The sequence below is a fragment of the Henriciella sp. AS95 genome, assembly GCF_038900055.1.
In the GTDB taxonomy this organism is placed as follows: Bacteria; Pseudomonadota; Alphaproteobacteria; order Caulobacterales; family Hyphomonadaceae; genus Henriciella.
Map to the genome: position 1 here is coordinate 3,562,002 of NZ_JBBMQM010000001.1, position 24,476 is coordinate 3,586,477.

The 24,476-nt window shown below is 61.2% G+C and carries 26 protein-coding genes; 16 read left to right on the plus strand and 10 right to left on the minus strand.

The window, feature by feature from the left end:
- Positions 1 to 66: 66 nt before the first annotated feature.
- From pstC to ald, 6 genes are all read left to right on the plus strand, one after another.
- Positions 67 to 1,473, plus strand: coding sequence for a phosphate ABC transporter permease subunit PstC (gene pstC / locus WNY37_RS17195; protein ID WP_342974631.1), 1,407 nt, complete (start codon positions 67 to 69; stop codon positions 1,471 to 1,473).
- On the plus strand, positions 1,466 to 3,067 hold the full coding sequence (gene pstA, locus WNY37_RS17200; RefSeq protein ID WP_342974632.1) for a phosphate ABC transporter permease PstA: 1,602 nt from the start codon (positions 1,466 to 1,468) through the stop codon (positions 3,065 to 3,067). Before pstC ends, pstA begins: the two co-directional genes overlap by 8 nt.
- Positions 3,068 to 3,126: 59 nt before the next feature.
- Positions 3,127 to 3,891 (plus strand): phosphate ABC transporter ATP-binding protein PstB, encoded by a 765-nt coding sequence (gene pstB, locus WNY37_RS17205; protein ID WP_342974912.1) that lies wholly within the window; start codon positions 3,127 to 3,129, stop codon positions 3,889 to 3,891.
- A 20-nt stretch (positions 3,892 to 3,911) separates the two neighbouring features.
- Positions 3,912 to 4,607 carry a phosphate signaling complex protein PhoU gene (gene phoU, locus WNY37_RS17210; RefSeq protein WP_342974633.1) on the plus strand — a complete coding sequence of 232 codons (696 nt, stop codon included), beginning with the start codon at positions 3,912 to 3,914 and terminating at the stop codon, positions 4,605 to 4,607.
- Between the two features lie 3 nt (positions 4,608 to 4,610).
- The gene (gene phoB, locus WNY37_RS17215) at positions 4,611 to 5,297 is read left to right on the plus strand and encodes a phosphate regulon transcriptional regulator PhoB (protein ID WP_342974634.1); all 687 of its coding nucleotides are present in this window, start codon (positions 4,611 to 4,613) and stop codon (positions 5,295 to 5,297) included.
- 94 nt (positions 5,298 to 5,391) lie between these two features.
- Positions 5,392 to 6,507, plus strand: coding sequence for an alanine dehydrogenase (gene ald, locus WNY37_RS17220; RefSeq protein ID WP_342974635.1), 1,116 nt, complete (start codon positions 5,392 to 5,394; stop codon positions 6,505 to 6,507).
- Here the strand turns inward: ald and WNY37_RS17225 are convergent.
- Both WNY37_RS17225 and WNY37_RS17230 read right to left on the minus strand, forming a co-directional pair.
- Positions 6,504 to 6,857, minus strand: a complete 354-nt coding sequence (locus WNY37_RS17225) for a hypothetical protein (protein WP_342974636.1) — start codon at positions 6,855 to 6,857, stop codon at positions 6,504 to 6,506. The two genes, ald and WNY37_RS17225, sit on opposite strands and share 4 nt — an antisense overlap.
- Before the next feature lie 18 nt (positions 6,858 to 6,875).
- Positions 6,876 to 7,883 carry an RluA family pseudouridine synthase gene (locus WNY37_RS17230; RefSeq protein ID WP_342974637.1) on the minus strand — a complete coding sequence of 336 codons (1,008 nt, stop codon included), beginning with the start codon at positions 7,881 to 7,883 and terminating at the stop codon, positions 6,876 to 6,878.
- An 83-nt stretch (positions 7,884 to 7,966) separates the two neighbouring features.
- Here WNY37_RS17230 and WNY37_RS17235 point away from each other — a divergent pair, with 83 nt between their 5' ends.
- A complete protein-coding gene (locus tag WNY37_RS17235; protein WP_342974638.1) occupies positions 7,967 to 9,688 on the plus strand; it encodes an alkaline phosphatase D family protein in 1,722 nt (573 codons plus the stop codon).
- Positions 9,689 to 9,694: 6 nt separating this feature from the next.
- Here WNY37_RS17235 and queF read toward each other — a convergent pair whose 3' ends face one another.
- The gene (gene queF, locus WNY37_RS17240) at positions 9,695 to 10,159 is read right to left on the minus strand and encodes a preQ(1) synthase (RefSeq protein WP_342974913.1); all 465 of its coding nucleotides are present in this window, start codon (positions 10,157 to 10,159) and stop codon (positions 9,695 to 9,697) included.
- Position 10,160: 1 nt separating this feature from the next.
- Positions 10,161 to 11,195, minus strand: coding sequence for a calcium/sodium antiporter (locus tag WNY37_RS17245; RefSeq protein WP_342974639.1), 1,035 nt, complete (start codon positions 11,193 to 11,195; stop codon positions 10,161 to 10,163).
- Between the two features lie 122 nt (positions 11,196 to 11,317).
- Here WNY37_RS17245 and WNY37_RS17250 point away from each other — a divergent pair, with 122 nt between their 5' ends.
- The 4 genes from WNY37_RS17250 to WNY37_RS17265 all read left to right on the plus strand — a co-directional run bounded on the left by WNY37_RS17250 (position 11,318) and on the right by WNY37_RS17265 (position 13,903).
- Positions 11,318 to 11,788 (plus strand): nuclear transport factor 2 family protein, encoded by a 471-nt coding sequence (locus tag WNY37_RS17250; protein WP_342974640.1) that lies wholly within the window; start codon positions 11,318 to 11,320, stop codon positions 11,786 to 11,788.
- 62 nt (positions 11,789 to 11,850) lie between these two features.
- Positions 11,851 to 12,729, plus strand: a complete 879-nt coding sequence (locus tag WNY37_RS17255; RefSeq protein ID WP_342974641.1) for an ion transporter — start codon at positions 11,851 to 11,853, stop codon at positions 12,727 to 12,729.
- A 97-nt stretch (positions 12,730 to 12,826) separates the two neighbouring features.
- A complete protein-coding gene (locus tag WNY37_RS17260) occupies positions 12,827 to 13,528 on the plus strand; it encodes a molecular chaperone DjiA (protein WP_342974642.1) in 702 nt (233 codons plus the stop codon).
- A 69-nt stretch (positions 13,529 to 13,597) separates the two neighbouring features.
- Positions 13,598 to 13,903 carry a hypothetical protein gene (locus tag WNY37_RS17265; RefSeq protein WP_342974643.1) on the plus strand — a complete coding sequence of 102 codons (306 nt, stop codon included), beginning with the start codon at positions 13,598 to 13,600 and terminating at the stop codon, positions 13,901 to 13,903.
- A gap of 56 nt (positions 13,904 to 13,959) precedes the next feature.
- Here the strand turns inward: WNY37_RS17265 and WNY37_RS17270 are convergent, their stop codons facing one another.
- Positions 13,960 to 14,658 (minus strand): hypothetical protein, encoded by a 699-nt coding sequence (locus tag WNY37_RS17270; protein WP_342974644.1) that lies wholly within the window; start codon positions 14,656 to 14,658, stop codon positions 13,960 to 13,962.
- A 134-nt stretch (positions 14,659 to 14,792) separates the two neighbouring features.
- On the opposite strand from WNY37_RS17270, the gene WNY37_RS17275 reads away from it, so the two are divergent.
- Positions 14,793 to 14,960, plus strand: a complete 168-nt coding sequence (locus WNY37_RS17275) for a DUF6471 domain-containing protein (protein ID WP_342974645.1) — start codon at positions 14,793 to 14,795, stop codon at positions 14,958 to 14,960.
- Positions 14,915 to 15,955 (plus strand): hypothetical protein, encoded by a 1,041-nt coding sequence (locus WNY37_RS17280; protein WP_342974646.1) that lies wholly within the window; start codon positions 14,915 to 14,917, stop codon positions 15,953 to 15,955. The genes WNY37_RS17275 and WNY37_RS17280 overlap by 46 nt, the downstream gene beginning before the upstream one ends.
- A 187-nt stretch (positions 15,956 to 16,142) precedes the next feature.
- Here WNY37_RS17280 and WNY37_RS17285 read toward each other — a convergent pair whose 3' ends face one another.
- The 3 genes from WNY37_RS17285 to WNY37_RS17295 form a co-directional block, all read right to left on the minus strand.
- Entirely contained in the window at positions 16,143 to 16,718 is a 576-nt protein-coding gene (locus tag WNY37_RS17285) for a hypothetical protein (protein ID WP_342974647.1), read from the minus strand.
- Between the two features lie 472 nt (positions 16,719 to 17,190).
- Positions 17,191 to 17,505: a hypothetical protein gene (locus WNY37_RS17290; protein WP_342974648.1), complete on the minus strand. Its 315-nt coding sequence runs from the start codon at positions 17,503 to 17,505 to the stop codon at positions 17,191 to 17,193.
- Between the two features lie 17 nt (positions 17,506 to 17,522).
- Positions 17,523 to 19,076: a DUF4331 domain-containing protein gene (locus tag WNY37_RS17295; RefSeq protein WP_342974649.1), complete on the minus strand. Its 1,554-nt coding sequence runs from the start codon at positions 19,074 to 19,076 to the stop codon at positions 17,523 to 17,525.
- A gap of 159 nt (positions 19,077 to 19,235) precedes the next feature.
- Here WNY37_RS17295 and WNY37_RS17300 point away from each other — a divergent pair, with 159 nt between their 5' ends.
- Together WNY37_RS17300 and WNY37_RS17305 are read left to right on the plus strand one after the other, a co-directional pair.
- On the plus strand, positions 19,236 to 20,057 hold the full coding sequence (locus tag WNY37_RS17300; RefSeq protein ID WP_342974650.1) for a DUF4198 domain-containing protein: 822 nt from the start codon (positions 19,236 to 19,238) through the stop codon (positions 20,055 to 20,057).
- A gap of 124 nt (positions 20,058 to 20,181) precedes the next feature.
- A complete protein-coding gene (locus WNY37_RS17305) occupies positions 20,182 to 22,221 on the plus strand; it encodes a hypothetical protein (protein WP_342974651.1) in 2,040 nt (679 codons plus the stop codon).
- A 10-nt stretch (positions 22,222 to 22,231) separates the two neighbouring features.
- Here WNY37_RS17305 and WNY37_RS17310 read toward each other — a convergent pair whose 3' ends face one another.
- The gene (locus WNY37_RS17310) at positions 22,232 to 23,224 is read right to left on the minus strand and encodes a D-2-hydroxyacid dehydrogenase (protein WP_342974652.1); all 993 of its coding nucleotides are present in this window, start codon (positions 23,222 to 23,224) and stop codon (positions 22,232 to 22,234) included.
- Between WNY37_RS17310 and WNY37_RS17315 the strand changes: the two genes are divergently transcribed.
- On the plus strand, positions 23,204 to 23,659 hold the full coding sequence (locus WNY37_RS17315; protein WP_342974653.1) for a TIGR02301 family protein: 456 nt from the start codon (positions 23,204 to 23,206) through the stop codon (positions 23,657 to 23,659). The genes WNY37_RS17310 and WNY37_RS17315 overlap by 21 nt on opposite strands.
- A 60-nt stretch (positions 23,660 to 23,719) precedes the next feature.
- On the opposite strand, the gene WNY37_RS17320 is transcribed toward WNY37_RS17315, so the two are convergent.
- Positions 23,720 to 24,445 (minus strand): glutathione S-transferase family protein, encoded by a 726-nt coding sequence (locus WNY37_RS17320; protein WP_342974654.1) that lies wholly within the window; start codon positions 24,443 to 24,445, stop codon positions 23,720 to 23,722.
- Between the last annotated feature and the right edge of the window lie 31 nt (positions 24,446 to 24,476).

The following is a 24,476-nucleotide window of genomic DNA, read 5'->3' on the forward strand; positions in this document are numbered from 1 at the left end:
TGTGTGTCACATATGTGTCAAGCAGCCGCGTTATGAGGCGCCAAGGTTTGGATTCTTGGCGGCTGTATGCTGGAAACATTTGGTCATCTCCCGGTCGCGTGGCTGTTGTTCGCGGTGCTCGCGGCGGCAGGCTTCGTGGCGTTCTTCGTTGGACGCACAACCGCCGTGGCGACAGCACATGGCAGCACGGTTAGACTGAATTCTCAGCCCAATTATCACGGCTATTTCCTCGCCATGGCGACGATTGCGCCGGCGGCGGTCATCCTGATCATCTACGCGCTCTTCGGCGACTCGATGGTGCGGAGCCAGCTCGCCAGTGAGCTGCCGCAACGCATTCGCGACCTCGGATCGCTGGAACTTGGCCAGTATCTCGACCGTCTGGCTGAGAATTCTCACCGCGGACCAGATGCAACCACGGGAAATGCACTCTTCGATGCCGCAACCGACCGCTACACAAATTTGCTCGGCCTTTCGCGCATCATTGCGATTGGCCTTGCCCTTTTCGGTGCGGGCATCGCCTTCTTCTTCGCCCGCAGCAGGCTGTCTGTAGAGTTCCGGGCCCGCGCGCGCGTCGAGGACGGTATCAAGCTGATGCTGTTCCTGTGTGCTGCAATCGCGATCCTGACCACCGTCGGCATCGTGGCGAGCCTGTTCTTCGAGGCGCTGCGCTTCTTTGCGCGCGTGCCGGTGCTGGGCTTCATTTTCGGAACGGAGTGGAACGCGCAAACCGGGACAGACTTCGGGGCCATCCCGCTCTTCTTCGGCACATTCATGATCGCATTTCTGGCGATGCTGGTTGCCGCGCCGATTGGCCTGTTTTCGGCGATCTATCTGTCCGAGTACGCCTCTCCGCGATTTCGCAGCATCGTCAAACCGATCCTTGAGCTCCTGGCTGGCATTCCGACCGTTGTTTATGGCTTCTTCGCCCTTCAATTCGTCGCGCCTCTCATTCGCAGCCTTGCCGTCTGGGTAAACAGCCTACCGTTCACCCCGGACTCTCTGCTGGCCGCCCAACCGACCAGCGCGCTGGCCGCCGGCCTTGTCATGGGCATCATGATCATACCCTTCGTGTCTTCGCTGTCGGATGATGTGATCAATGCGGTGCCGCAAACCCTGCGCGACGGGGCGTATGCCATGGGGGCAACCAAGTCCGAAACGGTCAAGCAGGTCGTCATGCCCGCCGCCCTGCCCGGCGTCATCGCGGCCCTGCTGCTGGCTGTCTCCCGCGCCATCGGTGAAACGATGATCGTGGTGATGGCCGCCGGTCAGCGTGCGCAGATATCGCCTGACCCGACATCTGACCTCACAACAATCACGGTCCAGATCGTCGCCCTGCTGACCGGGGATACCGAATTCGACAGCGCCAAGACGCTGTCTGCCTTCGCGCTCGGTTTCGTACTGTTCATCGTCACCCTGGTCTTCAACCTGATCGCTCTGCGCGTCGTTCAGAAATATCGGGAAAAGTATGAATAGCCCGGCTCCCACCCCCGAAACCAAGGGAGGCTTCGTCACCGAAGCAGCCCTGAAACGGCTGAAGAAGCGCCACGCCGCAGAGGCGCGCTTCAAGTTCTACGGACAGCTTGCCATTGGCATCGCGGTTGTGGCGCTCGTGACGCTGCTCGTCTCGATCTTTGGCCAGGCCTCTTCTGCCTTCCAGCGAAACGTCCTCGTCTTTGATCTGACGCTGGATGCTGCCGATATTACGCCAGACGGGACCCGTGATCCCGACGCGATCGCCCGCAATGTCAGCGGCTTCAATCTGCTTCTGCAAGACCAACTGCGCGGTGAGTTCCTCACAGACGACGCCGATGCCACAGAGACCCGCGAGCTGTTCGGCCTGTTCACCCGCCTTGCCGTCCTACCGGTTGCGAAAAAGACCGCAAAACATGTCGAGACCGTCGGCACCCAGCAGAAATTCACCGTCGCGCTCGCCGATGACATCGACCTCTTCCTCAAAGGCGGCATCACCGAACGCAAATCAATTGACCTTGGCGCTTTCAGTACAGCCCGCGGCTCAATCGGAGACGGCCTGGACGTCAGCCTGACAGGCGGCTCGGACACGGGCGCCATGACCAGTGCCATCAACCAGTTTCAGGAACAGTCGCTCGACGACTCCTCGCCCACGACCCTGATCGGCATTGGCAAGACCTGGTATACGCTGCAAGGCTTCTCGAACGACGAACTGGCGCTCAGCTATCTGGCTGGCGAGCGAGCGGCGCCCACCGCACCCGAAGACATTACGGCCCTTGTCCTGGCGCAGGCCGAAGCGAACCGCACTGTCAGCGACCGCCAGATTGCCTGGACGATGCTGCTCAAGTCTGACGGGCGTATCAAGAAACAGTTCAATACAACCCTCTTTACGAATGCCGACAGCACTTATCCCGAACTCGCCGGCACGGCAGCTGCCATCGCTGGCTCGCTGCTCACCATGCTTGTTACGGCCCTTCTCGCCATCCCGGTCGGGATCTTCGCGGCCGTCTATCTTGAAGAGTTCGCGACGAAAAACCGGATGACGGACCTCATCGAGGTCAACATCAACAACCTCGCCGCCGTCCCTTCCATTGTGTTCGGCCTGCTCGGCGCGGCCGTCTTCATCAATTTCTTCGGCATGCCGCGATCGGTCCCGCTTGTCGGGGGACTGGTGCTTGGCCTGCTTGTCCTGCCAACCGTCATCATCGCATCGCGCGCGGCGCTGAAGTCCGTACCCCCATCCATCCGGACGGCCGCGCTGGGTGTTGGCGCCTCCAAGACGCAATCTGTCTTCCATCACGTCCTTCCGCTGGCCGCGCCCGGCATCCTGACCGGTTCGATCATCGGCATGGCCCGCGCGCTGGGCGAAACGGCGCCGCTGCTGCTCATCGGCATGGTCGCCTTTGTGGCGGAAGTGCCTGATGGCCCCACCGATGAATCAACGGTCCTGCCCGTCCTGATCTACAAATGGTCAACAGGGGCCGAGCGCGCCTGGGAGCCTCAGACGGCAGCGGCCATCATCGTCCTGCTCGTCTTCCTGGTCCTGATGAACCTTATCGCAATCGTATTACGCCGCCGCTTTGAAAGGAGATGGTAGTCATGGACGGAAACGTTGAAGACTTCACCGAAACCGCACGCAACAAACAGGCCCTGAACATGGCGGAAATGACAAAAGTAGACTGCCGCAACATCGACGTCTTCTATGACGAGAAACAGGCTATCTACGACATCTCCATGGAGATCCAGGACCGCGCTGTGACGTCCTTCATCGGGCCGTCTGGCTGTGGCAAGTCGACCTTCCTGCGCTGCATCAACCGCATGAACGACACGATCGAGTCGGCTCGCGTATCGGGCAAGATCATCATGGACGGCGCCGACATCAATGATCACTCGATCGACCCGGTCCTGCTGCGCTCGCGTGTCGGCATGGTGTTCCAGAAGCCGAACCCGTTCCCGAAATCGATCTATGACAACATCGCCTATGGCCCCCGAATTCACGGCCTCGCATCTGGCAAGAGCGAGCTGGACGAGATCGTCGAGTCGTCCCTGCGCAAGGCAGGTCTGTGGGAAGAGGTCAAAGACCGCCTGCAAGCGCCGGGCACAAGCCTTTCGGGGGGCCAGCAGCAGCGTCTTTGCATCGCCCGCGCCATCGCTGTGAGCCCGGAAGTCATCCTGATGGACGAACCGTGTTCCGCCCTCGACCCGATCGCAACGGCCCGCATCGAAGAGCTGATCGACGAACTTCGCGAGCGCTATTGCATCGTCATCGTCACGCACTCAATGCAACAGGCCGCGCGTGTTTCGCAGCGCACAGCCTTCTTTCATCTCGGCAAACTGGTAGAGTATGGCGACACAGAGCGCATCTTCACCAACCCAGAAGACAGCCGAACACAAGATTACATCACTGGCCGCTTTGGCTGATGGACCGAAACGAACCTCATATGTCCGACCATATTGTTACTGCCTTTACCGACGAGCTTGAGCACCTCTCAGCAAACCTGCTGAGAATGGGCGGCCTTGCCGAATCCATGATTTCGGACGCCGGCCGCGCCGTCTCGACCTATGACCTCGAACTTGCCCGTGAGATCGTCAAACGTGACAAGGCGATCGACGAGCTTGAGGCCGAAGCCGAGCAGGCCATCATCCGCCTGATCGCCCTGCGCCACCCAATGGCTGCCGACCTTCGCGCCGTTCTCGGTGCGATGAAACTTGCCGGCGACATCGAACGGATCGGTGACCTCTGCAAGAACATCGCGAAACGGTGCCTCGAACTGAACGGTGACGAAAATCGCGCCGCCGTGAAAGGCATCGAGCGGATGTCCAAGGCCGTCTCGCACCAGCTGCAGATCGCGCTGGATTGCTATCTGCGCCAGGATGTCGACGCGGCCATCAATGTCCTCGATCTCGATGATGATATTGACGATCACTACATGTCGCTCTTCCGCGAGACCTTGACCTACATGATGGAAGACCCGCGCCAGATTGGCTCGAACACCCATCTGATTTTCATGGCCAAGAACCTCGAACGGATCGGCGACCACGCCACCAATATCGCCAAGGCTGTCTACTACATGGTCACCGGCGAGGCGGCGACACCAGAACATATTCAGGCCAGAAAGGCCGCGAGCGGGAGCTGACCATTGAAGCCCTACGTACTCATCGCTGAAGACGACAAGGCAGTCGCGGAACTGCTTCGCTACAATCTTGAACGTGAAGGCTATGATACTTCGGTGGCGCCGGACGGGGATGAAGCCATGCTTCTCCTCGAAGAACGCGCGCCAGATCTTGTGCTGCTCGACTGGATGCTTCCGAAAGTGCCGGGCATCGAAGTCTGCCGACGCATTCGCTCAAAGCCGGACACGGCGAACATGCCCGTGATCATGCTGACAGCCCGGTCCGAAGAAGCCGACCGCATTCGCGGGCTTGATACCGGCGCCGATGACTATGTCACCAAACCCTTCTCCACGACCGAACTCATGGCCCGGGTGCGGGCGGTTCTGCGCCGTATTCGTCCGGCCCTGATCGAGGACAAGATCACGGTTGGCGACATCACGATTGATCGCACGACCCATACCGTCGATCGCGCCGGAAACAGCATCCATCTCGGCCCGACGGAATATCGCCTTCTCGACTATTTCATTCAGCATCCAGGCCGCGTCTTCTCACGCGAGCAGCTACTGGACGGGATCTGGGGCTCCGATGTCTATGTCGAGGCGCGGACGGTGGATGTCCATGTCGGGCGGTTGCGCAAGGCCCTGATGAGCCAGGGTGGGGATGACCCGATCCGCACGGTTCGTTCGGCAGGTTATTCCCTGAAAGGCGCGTAACCGAGCATAATTCAGCCGGAACCGCTTGCACATGGGGAAGGAAACCTCTAGCTGCGCCTGATCAAGACAATAACCGTCTCAACGGAGAAGCCTCATGCGCATTGGTGTCCCGACTGAAATCAAGAAACAGGAATCCCGGGTCGGCCTGACGCCGGAAAGTGTTGGCGACCTGATCGATGCGGGCCACGAAGTCTTCGTCCAGCAAGGGGCCGGTATCGGCTCTGGCTTCGCAGACAGCGACTATACCCAGGTCGGTGCCTCCATCGCGCCGGATGCAGATGCCGTCTTCAAGGCCGCAGAGCTGATCGTGAAGGTGAAGGAGCCGCAGCCGGAAGAAACCGCACGCCTCTCGCCTGACCATACCCTCTTCACCTACCTCCATCTCGCGCCCGATCCTGTGCAGGCGAAAGGGCTCATCGAGAGTGGCTGCACCGCCATCGCCTATGAGACCGTCACCGAGCCGGCTGGCGGCCTTCCGCTGCTGCGCCCGATGAGCCAGGTGGCTGGCCGCATGTCGATGCAGGTCGCCGCCTGGGCCTTGATGCGCACCAAGCGCGGCCGCGGCCTTCTGCTTGGCGGTGTGCCGGGTGTTCAGCCGGCCAAGGTCGTCATCATTGGCGGCGGGGTGTCGGGCACCAATGCCGCCGAAATCGCCGTTGGTATGCGCGCCGACGTCACCGTCTTTGACCGAAACAATAATCGCCTCGCCGAGCTTGATGCCCAGTTCAACGGGCTCGTGAAGACGATGTACTCGACAAAGGCGGCACTGGCCGCAGCGGTACAGGACGCCGACCTCGTCATCGGCGCTGTCCTGATCCCGGGCGCTTCGGCCCCCAAACTGATCAGCCGCGAGCAGCTGAAGACGATGAAGCCGGGCGCCGTACTGGTCGACATCGCGATTGACCAGGGCGGCTGCTTCGAGACGTCCAAAGCGACGACGCATGAGGACCCGATCTACGAGGTGGACGGCATCCTGCATTATTGCGTCGCGAACATGCCGGGCGCCGTGCCGCGCACGTCCACCTATGCGCTGAACAATGCAACCCTGCCCTTCGTCCTGCAGATTGCGAACAAAGGCACACGCGAGGCGCTCAACACGAACCCGCATCTCGCCAATGGCCTGACCGTCGCAGAAGGCCACATCACGCATGAGCAGGTCGCCAGCGATCTCGGCATGACGTTCAAACTGCCGGAATGGTTTCAGGCCTAGGCAATCAAAAATTTCCACAGGCCCTGTGGACAAATCCTGAATTTGACGTCTCTATTAACCTTCAGGGTTGGGTTAAACGGGGGCGTTTCATGGCTTTCGATGGCGGGTGCGGTTGCCGCACACCGGTGAGCGGCAAGAGCGGGCGGTGTCCAGACTGCGGCACCTTTATCTCCGTGAAGGAAACGGATAATTCCCGCGCGCGTCGCCTCGCCGATTTCTGGTACGGTCTCGAACGCGAACATTCTAAGGCGTGCAAATTGTACCGGCACAAATTCCTCGGTCCGCTTCGCTTCAAGAAGAAGATCAGCGAGCACGTGCGAAAAGCCGATCAGGCCAATAAGTACCGCCACCGATATACGCGCTTCTGATCACATCCGCCGAAACGCATTGAGCAGAAACGCCATGTCGTCCGGCAGCGGCGCTTCGGCGTACACATCCTCGCCGGACACCGGATGGACGAAACCGAGGCTCGCGGCGTGAAGCGCCTGTCGGCTGAACTTGCGGGCGAGCGTTGTGGCCTCGATGAACGCGTCGCCCTCGCCATAGGCCTTGATCCCACGATGTCGGGCATAGGTCGGATCACCGATGAGCGGCGCGCCGATATGGGCCATGTGAACGCGAATCTGGTGCGTGCGGCCGGTTTCAAGACGGCACTGGATCATCGCGGCGGCAGGAAGGCCAGTATTCTTGTCCAGCTCTCCGAACGTCTCAATCGCCTTGTAATGGGTGATGGCGTGGCGGGCATCCTCGCGCTCATCTTCATCCACGACCGCCATCTTCTTGCGATCCTGGGCGGAGCGGGCAATGGCGCCCTCGACCGTGCCGGTCAGCGGGCGCGGGGCGCCGCGCGTGATGGCGAGATAGGTGCGCTCGATATCGTGCTTCTTGAAGAGCTTGGATAGGCCTGCATGGGCCGCTTCTGTCTTGGCGATGACGAGCACGCCGGTCGTGTTCTTGTCGATGCGGTGGACAATGCCGGGGCGTTCAACGCCGCCGATGCCGGGCAGCTCGCCCTTGCAGTGATGGAGCAGCGCGTTGACCAGCGTGCCCTGCCAGCTGCCAGGCGCGGGATGCACCGCCATGCCGGACGGCTTGTTGACGAGGATGAGGTGTTCGTCCTCGAACAGGACATCGAGCGCAATGTCTTCCGGTTCTGGCGTTGCCGGAACGGGGGCCGGCATGTCGAGATCGAACGTGTCGCCCGGACGGACCGCCAGTTTCGGGTCCGTGATGGTGCGGTCGCCAATCGATACCGCGCCGTCCTTGATCAGGGCCTTGGCGCGGGACCGCGACAGGGTGTCGATTTGCTCTGACAGGAAACGGTCAAGCCGTGTTCCATTGTCGGCGGGCTGCGCAGTTGCGGAAATCTTGTTCATCTTGCAGCGCTTATAGACGCAGTTTCGCGTATTCGTCATGATCCCGCGATAAGAGAATGCATCTGCTGGTAGGGAGACACGCCATGAGCACGATTTCGAGACGCCATTTTCTGGGCTTTGGCGCCGGGGCTGCCGGGCTGGCGGCCTGCGCAACCACCGGCAATCCGCTAGCGGACAACCGCCCGGCCTTTGACGGCGATGTCAGCTTTGCGCACGGCGTTGCATCCGGCGACCCTTTGACCGACCGCGTCATCCTCTGGACCCGCGTGACGCCCAGTAATCCAGCCGCGACCGGCACGGTTCCGGTGAGCGTGCTTGTGGCGCGAAATCCGGACATGACGGACATTGTGAGCCAGGCCCTCACTGAAACCTCCCCGAGCCGCGACTTTACGGTCAAGGTGGATGCGACCGGTCTCGAACCAGCGACCACCTATTACTACCAGTTTACCGCAAAAACCTCGGGCGGGGATTTATCATCGGTCGTCGGCCGCACGCGCACCACGGCGGCGTCCGGAATGGCACCGGTGACGTTCGCGGTCGTCTCCTGCTCGAACTATCCATTTGGCTATTTCAATGTCTATGACGACATCGCGAAACGGACCGATCTTGATGCGGTCATCCACCTTGGCGACTATATCTATGAGTATGGCGTCGACGGGTATGGCGGCGCGGAAGGCCAGGCGCTTGGCCGCAATCATGAGCCGCCCATGGAGATCGTCACGCTGGGCGACTACCGGATGCGGCATTCGCAGTATAAGCGCGACGAGCGGCTTCAGGCGGCGCATGCGGTCGCGCCATGGCTGTGCACCTGGGACGACCATGAGAGTGCCAACAATTCCTACCGGACCGGCGCGGAAAACCACCAGCCGGAAACCGAAGGCAACTGGACCGACCGCAAGCAGGCCGCCGTGCAGGCCTATATGGAATGGATGCCGGTCCGCGACCCCAAGGCCAGCCGCGAATTCACCGGAATCTATCGCAAGTTCGACTTCGGCGATCTGGCAACGGTCTTCTGTCTTGAGTCCCGGCTGACGGGGCGCTCGGATGAGATCAGCTGGGGCGCGGAGCTGGCGGGCGTTGCGCCGGCTGACATCCCCGCAAAAGCAAGCGATGTGATGGAACGGGTGAACGATCCGTCCCGCACCATGCTCGGCGCGGTGCAGGAAGCCTGGCTGGACAAGGGGCTGAAGGCCTCAGTCAGCGCCGGCAAGACCTGGCAGGTGCTCGCCAATCAGGTGATCCTGGCGGCGGTGAAACCGCCAAACCTGATGCAGGCACTGACGGAAGAACAGCGCGCGGCGCAGACCGGCTATGTCGCCGGCATGATCCCCTTCAGCCAGCTCGGCCTGCCCTTCAATCTCGACGCCTGGGACGGCTTCCCGGCGGCGCGGGCGCGGCTCTACAAATCCGCCGAGACGGCGGGCGCGCGGCTGGTCACTTTTACCGGCGATACGCATACGGCCTGGGCCAATACGCTGCATGATAGCGCCGGCTCAGTTCGCGGCGTCGAGCTTGGCTGCACGTCTGTCACCTCTCCCGGCATGGGCAAATATGTGACCGGCATTCCAAACCTTGGGGAGCTATTTGCCGAGGCGAATGACGATGTCGAATGGTACGATCCCGACGGCCATGGCTATACGCTGGTGACGCTGAACGCCGATGAAGTCGTTTCGCAGTTCTACAAAGTGTCGACCATCGAAGACCCGGGCTACACCGTAGAGCGGGTCGCAGACTTCACGGCCCAGCGAAAAGAGGACGGCATCTCAAGCATTACCCCGGTCCGGGAAAAGGCGGAGGCGCTCTAAGCGCGCTTACCCTCTGCCCCGATAGGACGCAACGCCCGTATCGGGCACATAGAGCCCGTCCGGGACCCCGCCCGTCTGCCAGAAGACGTCGATCGGAATACCGCCGCGCGGATACCAGTAGCCGGAGATGCGTAGCCATTTCGGCTCCAGCAGCTCTGCCAGACGTTTGCCGATGGCGACGGTGCAGTCCTCGTGGAAAGCGCCGTGATTGCGGAAGGATGTGAGGTAGAGCTTGAGGCTCTTGCTCTCGACCAGCCAGGGGCCCGGCGCATAGTCGATAACTAGATGCGCAAAGTCCGGCTGACCGGTCACCGGGCAGAGGGAGGTGAACTCCGGCGCGGTAAAGCGGGCAAGATAGAGCGTGTCTGCGTGCGGGTTCTCAACGCGCTCCAGCTTGGCCTCTTCAGGCGAAGCCGGAATGGCGTTGGAGCCACCGAGCTGGTCGAGACCGGAATAGATGTCCTTGCTGATACTAGCCTCCAATGCGCGGGATGAGGTTAAAGCTCAGCGCCATATAGAGGGCATAACCGGCAAGGAGAACCAGGCCTTCCCAGCGGGCGATCTTGCGGCCGGTATAAGCAAACAGGAACAGGAAGAAGAGCGAGAGACCGAGCGCGCCGATATCCTGCATGCTGACCAGGCTTTCGCCCGGTGCAAATTCACGCGCGCCGACTTCCAGCGGCTGAGATGGATCTGCGCTGTCGGCGCTGATGATGCTGAACGGGTATACGGCGGCCGAAACGCCCATGATGCCAAGAATGTTGAAGATGTTGGAGCCGATGACATTACCCAGCGCAACATCGGCCTTGCCCTTCACCGCGGAGACAATGGAGGTCACCAGCTCTGGCAGGCTGGTGCCGATCGCGACGATAGACAGGCCGATGACCGTCTCTGACAAGCCAACAGCGCGCGCCAGGTCAGAGCCGCCGGTGACGAGCATCTTCGCGCCAAAGATGACACCCGCAATACCGCCCACCGCCAGCATCAGCGACAGCCAGAGCGGCTCATGCGTCTCAACGATTTCCGCTTCGCCGGCATGGACCGCAACCGTTTGCGAGCCTTTCCGCCGGTCGAGCACGACGGAGGTGACAAGATAGATCACCAGCATGGTGAAGAAGATGATGCCGGTGATGCGATTGAAAGCGTCGAACCAGAGCACAATCGCAAACAGGACCGTTGCGGCGAGCATGACGAGGCCGTCTCGTGCGAGCGCTCTTGGATGGGTGATGATCGGCGTGATGACCGCAGCCGCACCGATGACCAGCAGGATATTCGCTGTATTCGACCCGATGACATTACCGACCGAGATGCCGACCGCGCCATCGGAGAGCGCCTGCAGGCTGGTTACCATCTCCGGCATCGACGTGCCGAAGCCAACCAGGGTCAGGCCGATCACAAGTTCTGACATGCCAAGCCGGCGCGCGACACCAACCGAGCCGCGGACAAGCAGCTCGCCTCCTGCAAGCAGCAGAATAAGACCACCAATGATCAGGGCCATCATGATCATAAAAAAGCGCCTCCCAGGCATCAGTGTCACACTGTCTAACGGGTAAGATAAGAAACCCAAAGCCCGGTTTTCAATTGCGCGCCACGGACTAGAGTGGACTGAGCGTAAAGGAGAATACCAAAATGCGCCAAGCGTTTGCTGCTGCCCTGATTTCGTGCGCGCTGGTCTTTACGGCCTGCTCGCATACTACACCGCCACCGGCACCTGTCGGATTTTCCAGCGCGGATGAAGCGGCGATCCGCTCATTGCTGAGCACGCAGGACGGTGCCTGGAATGCGGGCGACATTGATGGCTTCATGGAAGGCTACTGGGTCTCGCCGGATTTGCGCTTTGCCTCGGGCGGAACCGTGACGCGCGGGTATCAGGAGACGCTGGACCGCTACAAGGCGCGCTACTCCAACCGCGCGCTGATGGGGACGCTGAGCTTTGATGAGCTTGAAGTGGTGCCGCTGGCCAGTGACGCGGCGGCTGTGCACGGGCGTTGGCTGCTGACGCGCGCCAATGATGCGCCATCGGGCCTCTTCACCCTCATCCTGCGCAAGATTCAAGGCGATTGGAAGATAATCAGCGATACGACAACGTCAGCCGATTGATCCTGCCGCCGCGGCGGTTAAGAGACAGCTTCAGACGACGACGGACGGGGACGGAGTGAGCCATGAAACGCGCAACGCTCGACGAGGCGACCAGCAATTCGAGAGTGGAATCCGCTATCGAGGCGACCTGGTTCCGGAACCTGATCACCGGGCTGATCATCATCAATGCCGCCATTCTCGGCATCCTCACCTATTCTGAATACCTCTCGCCGGACACCGTCTTCGCGCTGGAGATGATGGACCGGGCGATCACCTTTGCCTTCGCGTTCGAGATCGGCCTGAAGCTGATCGTCTACCGCCAGCAATTCTTCAAGCAGGGCTGGAACTGGTTCGACTTCATCGTTGTCGGCATCTCGCTGATACCGGGCAGCGCGGCCTTCTCTGTGCTGCGGGCGCTGCGCGTGCTGCGGGTGCTGCGCCTGCTGCATGTCGTGCCGATGATGCGGCGGATCACCGAGGCACTGTTCAAGGCGCTGCCGGGCATGGGGGCGATCGTCGCTGTGCTGGCGCTGCTGACTTATGTCTACGCGGTGATGGCGACGAATATGTATGGCAGCAGTAACGATCCAGAAGTCACGCAGCTGTTCGGGGACCTGCCGAGCTCTGCCTTCTCGCTGTTCCAGGTGATGACCATGGATGGATGGCGGTTCGAAGTGGTCCAGAAGGTGGTCGATGACGGCCACCCCTATGCGCCCTTCTTCTTCCTGACCTTCATCTTCATTGCGAGCTTTGCCGTCCTCAACCTGTTCATCGCCCTCATCGTGGAAGCGCTGGCGGCCGAGCAGAAGGCGGCGACCGAGGAGCTGATCGACGACCTCGAAGAGGATGTCGAACACGCCGAAGAGGAACGCGACGAGATCCTGAAACTCATCAAGGCGATGCGCGAAGAGATTGCCGAGTTGAAAAACGTCGTCGGGAACGCTAGTAAGGCCAACCCCTGAGAGGCCGTGGCCCTCGCGCAAGCGTGAGAATTGTTACGGCAAGAGTTTATCGCTTTGGACTGATTTTCTTCACAAAGCCCTGTATAGTCTGACCATTATGAGCCTCTGGCAGATGATGATCGAAGGCGGAAAGCGCCTCTTCGACAGCGATGGCCCCGATGAGCCTGCGCCGTGTGATGGCGGCTGCGCGCCTGATCCCAACGATGTCGGCTTCACCGCCGCCGTGATCGGGCTGTCGGCCAAGATGGCGGCGGCTGACGGGCGGGTCAGCGACAATGAAGTCATGATGTTCTCCCGCATCTTCCGGGCGGCCCCTGAAGACGCGAACAATGTCCGCCGGGTCTTCTCCATCGCGCAGCAGACCGTGCGCGGCTATGAGGCCTATGCCCGCAAGATCGGGCGGCGCTATTCGGACCGGCCCTGCCTGCTGGAAGGCGTGCTGGACGGCCTGTTCATGATCGCAGGCGCGGACGGCGTGGTGACGCAGGACGAGCTGCAATACCTCGAAACCGTGTCGGACAACTTCGGATTCGACAAGGCGACCTTCCGGCGGATCCGGGCGAGCTATCTCGGCCCTGAGCGCGACGATCCCTATCATATCCTCGGCGTGGCGCCGGATGCGGACTTCTCCGCGATCCGCAATGCCTATCGCCGTCTGATGGCGGACAATCACCCTGACCGTATCGTCGGCAATGGTGCCCCGCGTGAGTTCGAGCTGGCGGCGCATGACAAGGCCGCTGCGATCACCGGCGCCTATGCCAGAATCAGGGCAGAACGCGGCCTGATTGCGACGAACTGAGGGTCTTTTGACCAAACTGATTGACGCAGCGCCTGTCCGCCCTCATCTTAAGGCCTCGGAGGCACGCACATGACAGCAGCACGTACTGGCGTTTCGCTTGAAAATTTCATCGCCCGGATCGGCAATGGACTGCGCGAGGCGGCCCGTTGGGGCCTGCGCGGTGTCATGGCGCTTGTCATCATCTTCATGGCGGGCGTGATCGCGGTTGTGACCGCCGCTGTCGGCCTGGTCATCGCGGCCATCGCTGTCCTGCTTCGCCTGACCGGTGCCCGCCCGAAAGCGCAAAGCCATCATCAGAGCACGCGGGCAAACGCCCCGTCCGATGGCATCACGCTGGACGCTCACCGCACAGCGCGCGGCTGGACCGTCGAATAGGCCAGCGCCTTTAGCCCCGCCAAGGCAGGGCCGTCTTCCAGATTTTCAAAAAAACGCTAACCGGGCGCCAGGCTCGCATGATGGCGTTCGCAGGCCCATTGCTGGACGCAATCATTCAGCCACATGATGGGCTCGCGCGCCTCCGGGTCGGTATGCTGTGACACGCCGGGCGGCCAGCCAAGTTTGAGATTATGCAATTTGCCGGCATGACGGCGGCGCTGGATTTCGGCGATCAGGCGCCGGGCCGCGCCCAGCGGGTCCGCGATCGCGGCGTTCAGCGCCGCTAGCCGGGCCTTGAGGTGGCGCGCAGGGACAAGGTCGCTTTCGGGCAACGGGGCTTGCGGCTCTCGCGCCGGACGCTGTGGCCGCGCGCGCCATATGTCCTCAAGACGCAGCATGGGTTCGAACAGGGCGAATGGCGGGGCTCGATCGGGCGCGGCTCGATCGGTCTGTGGCCGGCCTGGCTCATCAGGACGGGGATCGGGGGCAGGCTCGTCTGCCAGGGCGGCGCGCTCACTGGCCCTCGCCCCCATATCCAGCGCCAGCGCGAAGAAGAGCCGCCGGGCTAGCGCCTCAGCGACGCGCAGCTTGGCCTGGATGGCGCGCTTCAGGCCGCGCAGGATGAGCGCATCGGCCTCAAGGCGCGGGGCGCGCTCGGCCGAGGACATGGCGAAGATGGCGGCCAGCAGGCGCTCCATCGCCTCCCACCCCCGCTCAGCTGCCGCCAGCGCCCGCTCTTTCCAGACATCTTCCATGAGGCGGACTATGCAACGGGGCGCAGGGGTGTGGGATATTCAGGTTGATTTGACAATCACCGAAAGAACACAGCGGCGGATGAAATATCCCATGGGAAGAAAAGGCGGCGAATCTTCTCAAAGCTCAACTCAAGTTGGAGGGAATCACCTATAGTAACCTAGCGGAGAAGCTGGCGGAGATAGGGGTCGATGAGAAGGAAGCGAGCGTCAGGAACAAGCTCAGTCGGGGCAAATTCTCAGCAGCGTTTCTGTTGCAATGTCTGAGCGCGATAGGCGTCCAAAATTTGAGGTTAACTGGCTAACAACGGCGTTCGCCATAGCGGCTTTTCTCCTTCTAGTGCCTTCAGTTGTGTTCCTAGTTGACTATCGCGCCGATCACATTGCTGAACGTTATGAGGCAGCCAACGCCCACACTAGTCCCGCCGATTATGACGCAGAGGGACTCTGCGAGGGACCGGACAACGTTCGAGCCATATCTTGCTTGATTGAGCAAGTACGTGCCGACCAAATTCAGCGCTACGCCGCATATGATCTTATGGCCCAGCAGGACATGGCTGAGTGGGCTTTTGGGGTACTTGCTGCGACCGTTATTGGCGTTTTTCTGATAGCTGCGACGCTTTGCGAAACGCTCTCCGCTGGCCGCGAAATGCGCCGCCAGAATTTGTTGTCGCTGAACGCCACGAAAGCCGAGTTCGAGCCGCATCTTGCCAGACGCAATATTAAGAACTTTCGAATCGTAGAGCAGGCTGCTCACGACGAGAGCAACGTTCGGATCGTCGCGCTTTTTGAGTTCAAAGTTCAGAATACCGGCAAAACGTCCGCCTACAACATAGGGCGAAATAGTGCCGCGACTCTCGCTTTTAGAAGGTTCGAAACCACAGAAACGGCTCGCAAGTTTTGGACCGAAGAGGTGTCTACCAGTACCCGTGGATTGATCGCCCACGAGATACCGCCTAAGCACCATGAGACCGTGCCCTTTCGATTTGAGTTTAATGTTCCGAAGGCTCACCTCGAAGACAATTACAGCTTAGAAAAGATGAGGTTCGAGGTCGGGATCCGCATAGGATTCATAGACCGCTTCTCCACGAAGAGAAGGCTTCGCAGAGTCGTTTCGTTCGTTTTCTGGGCCCAGGATGGCAAGGTCGAAAATAAGGGCAGTTTCGAGAGCATCGGCGACGCCCGGGACGATCCAGATGCATGGAATAAGGTCGACAAGCTGATCCCGCACGCTTTCTACGGTCTCGGTGTGCTGAACAAAATTCCCCACCCCGAAGAACACAATAAACCCAACAACTAACCCCCCAATCACGCCCGGCCCCAAACCGCGAGGCCGCCGGCCTTCGCCGAGGTGAGCGGGTGGAGCTGGGCCTGGGGAGCGGGCTTGCCCCTTCGTGGTTCGGCTTCGCTCACCATGAAGGGGTTTGGGCGCATGAAAAAAGCCGGCCTTGTGGGGCCGGCTTTGTCTTTTGGCTGGAGGCTTGGCCCTACTGCGCGGACAGCGAGAGGGTGATCACGTCGGAATAGTCGCCAGCGAAAACGGTGGTGGTTGGTGCGCCATTGAAGTCCGGGCCTTTGACGCCGTCGACGACGACATAGGCGCCGACTTCACGGCCCTGACGCAGCGCGTTCGAACCGGAGATGATGAAGTCATACGGCATGTCGAGATGCATGGGGCGGGTGCCGAGATAGTAGCTGAACTCGTCGCCGCCCTTGTCGAGATCGAAAGTGTAAGGGATCTGGTTGCCCGGGCCGGTCTCAGAGCCGTTGCGGAGCATGTAACCATTGCCGGCGGACGAAACGCTGAGGATCGCGCCAGCGGCCGAGTTGCAGACGATGCCGAAATTGAAACCGCCAGGCAGCGTCGTATCGTTGCGCGCCAGGTCGCCATAGTCGAACTCGAGCGTCGAGCTGGCTGCGGTCAGACCGCAAATCTCAGGCACTGTGCCGGTGATCTGGAGCTCCAGCTCAGCACTTCCGCCAGATGGCGCTGAAATAAATTCGGCGGATGCCGTGCCGGCCATGGCTAGAGCGGCTGCAGCTGCGATTACAACTTTACTCATTCGTGTGATCCCCTTTCTGGGCGCATCGGATACACAGAGCTCCGGATCGCCAGTCACGAACGCCGAATGCGTCCGAACCCTCGTGGCGGGAAAATGGGAGAAGTCAGGTCGCTCACATGGAGCGGAACCTCTGGCACCCTCATGCCAAAAGCTATCGTCGACCGAAGATGGCCGCATGTCCCCTGAGCTCAATGTCCCATGTCCCTGAGTGCGAGCTCCAACACTCAGATGCCAATTTACGAAGTCTTTACCCTTTGTAAACCCTAAATTTTTTGGTTAATCAAAGTTCCCGTACTGGGCGAAATCCAACTATCGTGAGAGGCGAATTCCGAACGTCTGAGACGGGCTGTTCTGTACGGGTTTCGTGATCGGGAAGACGGCCGGAAACAGGATGGCCCCTCGTCCAATCTTCCCTGGATACGAAAAAGGCGGCGATGATCTCGCCGCCTTTCCAGGGTGTGGCCATTCTGGCCTATGGGTCCGGCACGTCGAACGGGTCGTCCGTGACCGAAACCGGGGTGATATTGACCGCGTCAGCGTCGACCGGCTCATCGAACGGGTCTGCTGCGAAGGCACTCCCGAAGCCCGCGCCGAAGCTGGTCGCCGGGTCCACCTGCCCGCCTGGAGGGGGCGGCGGCGGTGGAGGCGGCGGAGGGGGTGGTGGCGGCGGAGAGCCGACGGGCGGCGCTGTGGTCGCGTCCCCCCCGCTGCCGCAAGCGGTCAGGCTGATCGCCGCAACCCCAGCCAGCAGGGCCGCCTTGAGGATGGATGTCTGGTTATTCGTCATCTGTCTGATGCCTTTCCTTAGTTCGGCGAACCGGCAAGGGGATCATTGAGGTAGGGGAAGCTTGCTTTCAGCTCTGCCGCGCTGATCGGAGCCCCGTCCGTGAACGCGACATTGCCCACGGGCGCATCGTCCGGCGAGCAATAGCCGAGATTGGTCGGCGTTCCGTTGATCGGCACCGGGTGGCAAAGCGCGCCCATGGCGACACGAAGCGCGATGTCGACCGTGTCGTCACCGGGGCGGCGGCCATTCGGGAAACCGGCAAGATCATCGCCCGCCACACCAAAGCTGCTCTGGCTGTCACGCGGGGTCGGGTCGATGCCCATATTGAGGCGCATCATCTCGGACGCCTGAACATTGGCCGGCTGGTTGAGCCCTTCAATGCCGGTCAGGAAGGCCGCGACCAGGTCGGTGCGTGGCAGGTTGGACGGGGCGAGATTGTCGATATCGGTCCCGAGCGTGTTGTTCACCGCGTCGCGGAACAGGATGTCCAGCAGGACCGGCAGGGTCGGGTTGGTGACATAGTCCGCCAGCGCCGAGTCCTGCGTCGGCTGAGCGGCGTTGAACAAATCCTTGTCCGGCAGGCCGATGACGACTTCATTGACCAGCGGGGCGGACAGCCGCGATTGCTGGACATAGGCGCCGCCATAAAGCGAGGTCTGCTCATAGGTCGGCGACGGGTCTTCAATTTCGGCTTGCGGCAGGCTCGCCGTCGTCCAGGCGCCGATAATGCCGTCGCCGTCTGCGTCGAGGCAGGCGATGGGCACCTCGATCGCGATGGAGGTCACATTGGCCTTGCCGACGAGGTCATCATTGGCGCGGTCCTGCGTGATACCGCCCGGAAAGCCGCCGCCATCGCCTGCGCCAGGGGCACTGTCGCCTTCAACGGGTACGAAGTTCACAAGGTCGAAGATCTCACCGAGATTGACGGCGAACGCTTCTGCGCGCTGGCCGACGAAGACACGGCCGGACCCGCAGCCGGGAAGCGAGATGTCGTTGATGTACTGGTTGGCATAGGCGCCGTAGTTGGGCAGCGTCTTGTTGCCGATATTGTCGACCGGCTTGGTATAGGTGCCGATGGAGGAGCGGTCGCCCGAGCGGCGGTCTCCTGTGACGACGCTGAGGGTGTAGGATTCGGTCTCGCCGAGCGCGCTCTGGTCACCGGCGGTGATGCCGCCAGCCTGGCGCAGCGGGATGGCCAGTGTCTTGGTGCCGACCGGGACGGTCACGCCGGTCCCGCCAACGAGATTGTTGTCGAAGTCGAAGGAATAGGTGATGTCCTCGACCGCATCGCCATCGACATCGACGTGGATCTCATAAAGCGCATCCGGGTCCATGGTGAAGTAGTTCGGACCGCCATAGGGCGTCTGGAGCGGCTGATAATTGGCGATGAAGGTGACATAGTCCTGGCGGCCGCTTTCATAGCTTCGAAACATGTAGAAATCGGTGCCGTCGACCTTTGGCTGCTCGGTGATTCCGGGCGCTTCGCGATGGCTTGAGGCGAGCGCGGGACCGATCGAGGTCGCGCAAGCTGCCGCACCAAGGACGGCAAGTGAGACGTGTGAGAGTTTCATTCCGGTGTTCCCCTTCCTGGAGGCGCGCTCACAGTTTTGAACGCTCACCAGTTACGTCGCCGGGCAATGTCCGGGTGCGGCAGGCGGAAAATTTCTCGCTTGTGACCCGAAGGCATCTCGCTGTCGTACCTGTAGGGAATTCCTTCGGAGGAGATTTTCATGCGCACATTGACTGGCGTACTACTGGCGGGCGCTGCAGCGATAGCCCCGGCCGCATCCGCTCACGATTTCTGGCTTGAGCCGGAAAGCTATTGGCTGGACGAGGAAACATCCGTCGCGGTCGATATTTTCACGGGCCATGGCGAGGACAAGGCGCATTGGCCAGCCGCCCCACACCGCATTGTCGGCTTCCGCAGCTTCGGACCGGGCGGCGTCACAAGCCAGATGGCCGGAGCGGAGACTTTCGCCGAAAAGCCAGTCGTGCAGCTGACCGATCCCGGCCTGCACATGCTGGTCCTTGAAAGCACCAATGCCTTTAGTGAGCTACCGGCGGACAAATTCACGTCCTATGTCGAGGAAGAAGGCATCCTGCCGATCGCGGCGGACCGGGCGGCGAACCGGCTCGACGAGGCTGCCGGGCGGGAACTCTATTCGCGGCGCGGAAAGGCGCTGATCCAGCGCGGGTGCGCGGCCGACGCCGAGCCGATCTGGGCGCAGCCGCTTGGCCTGACGCTGGAAGTCGTGGCGGTGGACAACCCTTTCGCGTGGGACGAAGGCGAGGCCTTTGAGGTCGAGGTCCAGTTTTACGGCGAGACGGTGCCATCGGCCACGCTGCATGTGACGAACCTCGACGGCGCAGGTGAAGACTTCACGACCAAGACGGACGAGGATGGCCGCGCCGATCTCGGCGGGTCCCTCAGCGAGGGCCGCTGGCTGGTCCACACGGTGTGGTCAGAGCCGGTCGACGGCCTGCTGAACGAGGCCGACTACCAGACCGTGTTTTCCAGCTTCACGTTTGAGACGGAGACGGGCTGCGAGTGACCTTAAGCCACACTAGAGACGCGGCTGGTGACAACGGGCATCGGAGCCTCATTGTCGTTTCCATATTCTCGATTCTGGCGTTTCGTGCCACGCTGCATCAAATTCGAAAAGATTGGATAGGCAGTTGGCACACTTTGGTTTTTCACGCCCTATGCTGCATGAGGCGCTGACAGCATCTGGCACGGTTAAAGCGGCCAGAATGTGTATCGCCTGCATCGCTGTCCTGCTTTTTGCCGTTCCGGTGGTTGCTGCTCAAGAGACAGCCACACAGCAGACGGCAGAACAGTCCCTCAACCCCGGTGTCGCGCTGAAAGGCCCGAAGAATGGGACGCTGACCGACCTCGCGGCGATCCCGAACGTGCTGGTTGGAGGGGAAGCGAAGAAGAAATGGGGGCTCGAGCGCGGCGACGCGGTCCCCTTCCATTATGCGCGCTACAGGGTGAACGCCGATACCAAGGTGAAGAAGGGCACGGCCCGCGCCGGGACCGATTTGTTCGGTATCTATTACAAGAGCGCGACCGGCACCTCGAAGAAGGATGGCGACTGGGTGGTGAAGCCGGAATGGTCCGGCCTCTTTCCGCTCAACACCGACCACATGCTGGTCCGCGCGCCTGGCACCGAGACCTGGTATGTGCTGCGCCTGTCGAACGGAAAACTGAAAAAGCTGGGCGATGGGAAGATCGGCACGACCGATATCGTCGACGAGCAGATCACCGGCCTCGTCAATCTCTATGGCGACGAGCTCTACTATCTGATCACCGCCGATGATGGCGCCCGCCAGACGATCCAGCTGCTGACCTTTAGCAAGTTCAAGCAGGAATTCTCTCTGCGCCCCCCGATCGATAATGTCGTGTCGATTGGCGTCACCGGGGAGTCACCGGTCAAGGTGACCATGCACCAGGATTACTTCGTTCGCCGGTCCCGGCCGGATGGATCGGTCTACGACCAGCTCGTCATGGAGGACCCGGCTGCGACCAGCGACGTGCAGTCACGTGGCGCGTCAACGCTGGAGGTGACCCATCCCTTCCGGCAGGCGATGTATGTGCTGGACGCTGACCAGCAGCTCTATATCCCAGTCGAGGATGAAAGCTCGCTCTCATCCATGCGCTATCTCCGGGACACCACCCCGGACTTTCTCGGCGTGCGGCCTGTCGGCAGCGGTGTCACAACAGATCTGAAAGAGGATCCGCTGGAAGCCTTCGCCGATGGCTTCATGGTGGCCGTCTGGAACACGCCGAATGGCAAGCGTCTTGCGCCCCTCAAGCCTGACTGGCGCAGCTATATGTATTCGATCGACACCTGGAGCGCGGCTTACGACCCGGAGAAGTCGACCTACTATTTCAGTTATCTGAACCCGCACCACGCGGTGTATTCGAAAACCTGGGCCGCCTTCACCGGGGTCTATCCGATCTATATCCCCGAAGACGTCCGCAATGATCCCGATCCGACACTGGCCTGGTTCAATGGCATCTACTGCGTGTTTCCGGATGGGTCGGTCGATGTGATTATCAGCCGCGTCGGCATCGACAAGGGATGGTACTTCCGCGCCAATCCCGAACGGCTCGACGACATGGAGGCCGCGCGCCTGTTTGTGGCCGAAGCCATGACGCCGGAAGGGCGCAAGGCGGCCCATGCGCAGTACGAGAAGCTTGTGGCTGAAGATCTGGAGCGCAAAGCTACAGCGGAACGCCAGAAGAAGGAGGCCGAACAGGCCGCGATCCTGGCGAAGCGCGAGGCCGAAGAACAGGCGCTTGAAGCCCAGCATGACCAGATCAAAAGAATGCTTGCGGGCGGCGACTACTCCGGCGCGCTCAACCTTGCCTATAGCGGCGACACGCGATTCCTGCCCGAGACCATCATGAAGGTCATGCAGGCGGGATATGATGACATGGTCACGCTCGACATGGCTGAAACCTGCATGAGATGGGCGGATGACTGGCAGGCCGCCTATTGCGGCAACCGCATCTGGAGACTGACGCCTCCGTCCAACCGTACGGTGCAATACGGCCCGGCCTATACCGGCTCAACCGGCAGCTCGTCGCCGGCGGCGGCTGACACCAGCCAGTATGACATCATGGAAGCGGCCCGCCAGAGCTCGCGCGATGCCTACAATAGCGGCGCCTCCAGCAGCTATCTCTGCGGCTCATCGCAACGGTGCAGATGAAGCGGGCTTCCTAAACCGCCTGTGCCTCGAAGGCTTCGCGTTTGACGAGGTTTTTCAGGGGCGCACCGTTGAGGAAGTTGGCGAGGTTTTCCAGGAAGAGCTCATCATTGCGGGCGCGGGACTCTGAGGTGAACGCAGAGGTGTGCCCCGTCAGCGTGACGCCGGGATGGGACCAGAGCGGGCTCTCTTTCGGGAGCGGTTCTTCGCTTGTGACGTCGAGCGCGGCGTGGGCCGGCTTGCCCTGGTCGAGCGCTTCGAGCAGCGCGTCTTCATCGACGAGGGCGCCGCGGGCGACATTCATGAACAGGCTGGCGTCTTTCATCGCGGCGAAGAAGTCTGCATTGGCCATGTTTTCGGTCTGGGGCGTGTGCGGCGCGCAGAGCAGGATGGCATCGGCCAGCGCGATCTCATCTGCGCTGACATGATCGGGATGAAGCATATGGTCTGCAAAAGGAGAGACATGCTCTGACCGGCGCACGCCCGTGACGTGAGCACCCAGCCCCCTGAGGCGGCGGCCGACCGCTTCGCCGATATGACCGAAGCCGTAGATCAGCCAGCGCGTGGCGGAGATTTCGCGGAAGTGGACTTTCTCCCATTCCTGTCTCGCCTGCGCGTCCCGGCGCTGGGCCCCGTTGCCGAACCAGTCGAACGCCGCCCAGAGGACCCATTCGGCAATCGCTTCGGACTGGACATGGCTGGACGTATATTTTTCGGCCTTCTCGCCAGCCTTCTGCAGGAAAGGATTTTCAAGACCGGCTGCGCTGGACTGGAACCAAACGAGCCGGGGGGCGGTATAGATGGTCTTGGCGAAGGCGCGCGAAGCCGGGCTGAACCAGATGTCGGCATTGGCATAGGCGAGCATCCCATCCGTTGCAGCCTCGCCCCATGGCCGCCCGATTTGTTCACTATCGGTTATGGTCAGTGGTGAAATATGGTCAGCGAAAGGCTTGAGCCGCGCCTCAAGGCGGGTGAAGGAATTGTGATGCATCAGACAGTCAAACATCTGCGGGGCCTCGCTATGGTCGCTCTGGCCACCTTCCTGCCAGTCAGCGCCGCGCATGGCCAGTACCAGGACTATGACCGGGACTATCAGCCGGAATATGATGTCTCCGACACGCGCGACCAGAACTACATCCGGGATGTCGTGTCGCTGTCATCGACGCTGGGATCGGCGCACGCGATCAGGCTGCTCTGCAATGGGCGCGACGACCAGTATTGGCGGCTCTACATGCAGGAGCTTCTGGGCGTCGAAGCGCCGTATCAGAGCCGTCTTCGCTCTTCCATGGTGTCCGCCTTCAACGAGGCCTATTCGGCCGAAAGCGCGCGTCGCAGCGGCTGTGACGAAGCCGCCGTATCAGCCGAGAAGGTGTATGCGACGACGGGCAAGCGCCTCTCCGATGAGCTGGCACAAGCGAACCTGCCCAGCCGCGCCCGATAGACGTGGGCCACCGCTGAGCAGGCGGGAGGAAACGCTTCTATCCGGACTGGCCGAGCCGCCTTATGCGGCGACAAGGTCCGGCCAGGCGCGTTCGGCGAGATAGGTCTCGCGCATCCGTTTGATGTAATCGCCAAGATTGGCATGCTGTGTGACGAGCCCGGCCAGCGGCGTGTCGAAGTATGGCGTGGCCGAGGAGATCAGCACAGCAGAGACGGACGCATCGGCCACGCTTGGCTCATCGCCGAAGAGGAAAAGCTGGTCGCCGAGCTGGGCGGCGATGGCAGCGATATCCCAGGCGGCGAGCTGGAGCTGCTCATCGCGCGAATGACGCCCAATGCCGGAATTATAGCGGGTGGTGCGTATGCCCTCGCGCGTCTCCTGCATGATCTGCTCGCGCATGGCTTCGGGCGCGCCCATGAAGAACATGGCGGGACCCTTTTTGAAGTTCTCATCGATCATCCAGCGCTCCCCGGCCATGACGGCGCCCAGATGGCCCTCTGCCATGCGCTCAAAGGCCCAGGACTGGGCCTGCTGTTTCGGCGTCAGGCCATCCATCAGCGACGTGCCGAGCTTCCTCTCGAAATGCGCGCGGATGAAATTGCTGTCCTGGATGATCTCGCCATCATCCTCGACATAGGGGGCCTTGTGCTTGGAGACGCTGTCGAGATCGGCGATGGCGCGGTCGAATTCGACGCCGAGCATTTGCAGCTGGATGTCGGTTTTCATCACATAGGGGCTGGGCGACGGACAGTCGAACATCGGGCCCCATCCGTAAAGTGTCGTCATGGCTCTCTCCTTTCCTTGATTGAGATGAAGG